The 2,500-nt window shown below is 54.9% G+C and carries 2 rRNA genes (1 of these 2 cut by a window edge); both read right to left on the reverse strand.

The annotated features are described in order from the left end of the window. Positions 1–105: 105 nt before the first annotated feature. Positions 106–220, reverse strand: a 5S ribosomal RNA gene (rrf, locus tag E3D03_RS19865). A 92-nt stretch (positions 221–312) separates the two neighbouring features. Then, positions 313–2,500, reverse strand: a 23S ribosomal RNA gene (locus E3D03_RS19870); it runs 643 nt beyond the window's last position.

Genomic DNA, 2,500 nt, shown 5'->3' on the forward strand with positions numbered 1-2,500 from the left:
CCTTCAGGTTATGAGCCTGACGAGCTACCGGGCTGCTCTACCCCGCGCCATTTGCGCTTTGTGTGAGCGCGTGATCGTCCGGAGAGATGTCTCGCTTCTTTTCAGGTCTGGCGGTGACCTACTCTCCCACGTCTATTGACGCAGTACCATTGGCGCGACGGCACTTAACGGCCGAGTTCGGGATGGGATCGGGTGTTTTGCTCGTGCTTTGGCCACCAGACCGGAAAAGAAGCGAGATCGGCGTTATCCCTTTTGGGATTTGGTTGTCCAAGGATGCTTTTGGAAGAAGTTCTGATCTGTCTTCTTCCGGATCAAATCAAGCCAATCGAGCCATTAGTACCGGTCAACTGAACGCATTGCTGCGCTTACATCTCCGGCCTATCGACGTGGTGGTCTTCCACGGCTCTCAAGGGATACCTTGTTTTGAGGGGGGCTTCACGCTTAGATGCCTTCAGCGTTTATCCTGTCCGTTCATAGCTACCCAGCACTGCCGTTGGCACGACAACTGGTCCACCAGTGGAACGTTCACCCCGGTCCTCTCGTACTAGGGGCAACTCCTCTCAAGTATCCTACACCCACGGCAGATAGGGACCGAACTGTCTCACGACGTTCTAAACCCAGCTCACGTACCTCTTTAAATGGCGAACAGCCATACCCTTGGGACCTGCTCCAGCCCCAGGATGAGATGAGCCGACATCGAGGTGCCAAACGATGCCGTCGATATGGACTCTTGGGCATCATCAGCCTGTTATCCCCAGCGTACCTTTTATCCGTTGAGCGATGGCCCTTCCACTCGGGACCACCGGATCACTATGGCCGACTTTCGTCTCTGCTCGACTTGTCAGTCTTGCAGTCAGGCTGGCTTCTGCCATTGCACTCAACGAGCGATTTCCGACCGCTCTGAGCCAACCTTCGCGCGCCTCCGTTACTCTTTGGGAGGCGACCGCCCCAGTCAAACTACCCACCACGCAGGGTCCCGGACCCGGATAACGGGCCGCGGTTAGACATCAAGAGTGCGAAGGGTGGTATCTCAAGGATGGCTCCACCGGAACTGGCGTCCCGGTTTCAATGCCTACCACCTATCCTGCACATCACAATCCTGATGCCAGTGCGAAGCTATAGTAAAGGTGCATGGGGTCTTTCCGTCTAACCGCGGGAAGTCTGCATCTTCACAGACAATTCAATTTCGCTGAGTCCACATTTGAGACAGCGGGGAAGTCGTTACGCCATTCGTGCAGGTCGGAACTTACCCGACAAGGAATTTCGCTACCTTAGGACCGTTATAGTTACGGCCGCCGTTTACCGGGGCTTCAATTCAAGGCTTGCACCTCTCCTTTTAACCTTCCGGCACCGGGCAGGCGTCAGACCCTATACGTCGCCTTACGGCTTCGCAGAGCCCTGTGTTTTTAGTAAACAGTCGCCACCCCCTGGTTTGTGCCCCCAGCCACTGCTTGCGCAGCAACCGGGCCTCCTTCTCGCGAACTTACGGAGGTATTTTGCCGAGTTCCTTAAATGTGGTTCTCTCAAGCGCCTTGGTATTCTCTACCAGTCCACCTGTGTCGGTTTAGGGTACGGTCTTGTGGAGGGCTATTTCCAGGAACCGCTCACCAGCCCTTCCAATCCGATAAGGAAGAACTAGCTCTGCGATCCGTCACCATCTCCTGGCCCAGGAATATTAACCTGGTTCCCATCGACTACGCCTTTCGGCCTCGCCTTAGGGGCCGGCTTACCCTGCTCAGATTAGCTTTAAGCAGGAACCCTTGGACTTTCGGCGACAGGGTCTCTCACCCTGTTTGTCGCTACTCATGTCAACATTCTCGCTTCTGATCACTCCACCGGATGCCTTACAGCCCGGCTTCACAGTCAGAACATTGCCTCCGTTGCCCCGAAAGGCAAAAGAGGCAGCGTCCTATATCACAGAACGCTCCGCTACCGCGTGCATGAATGCACACCCAAAGCTTCGGCTCGTGGCTTGAGCCCCGTTACATCTTCGCCGCAAGACCTCTTGATTAGACCAGTGAGCTGTTACGCTATCTTTAAAGGATGGCTGCTTCTAAGCCAACCTCCTGGTTGTTTTGGAAGTCTCACATGCTTTCCCACTTAGCCACGAATTGGGGGCCTTAGCTGTTGGTCAGGGTTGTTTCCCTCTCCACGACGGACGTTAGCACCCGCCGTGTGTCTCCCGGATAGTCCTTCCTGGTATTCGGAGTTTGCTTAGACTCAGTAAGGCTGTGGGCCCCCATCATCCATGCAGTGCTCTACCCCCAGGAGGATACGTCCGAGGCGCTACCTAAATAGCTTTCGCGGAGAACCAGCTATCTCCAGATTTGATTGGCCTTTCACCCCTAGGCACAAGTCATCCCGACCTTTTTCAACAGGTGTGGGTTCGGACCTCCAGTTGGTGTTACCCAACCTTCATCCTGCTCATGCCTAGATCATCTGGTTTCGGGTCTGATCCGTCTAACTCATTCGCCCATTTAAGACTCGCTTTCGCTGCGCC

This window comes from Paracoccus sp. DMF (genome assembly GCF_004407025.1).
GTDB classification, from domain to species: Bacteria; Pseudomonadota; Alphaproteobacteria; order Rhodobacterales; family Rhodobacteraceae; genus Paracoccus; species Paracoccus aminovorans_B.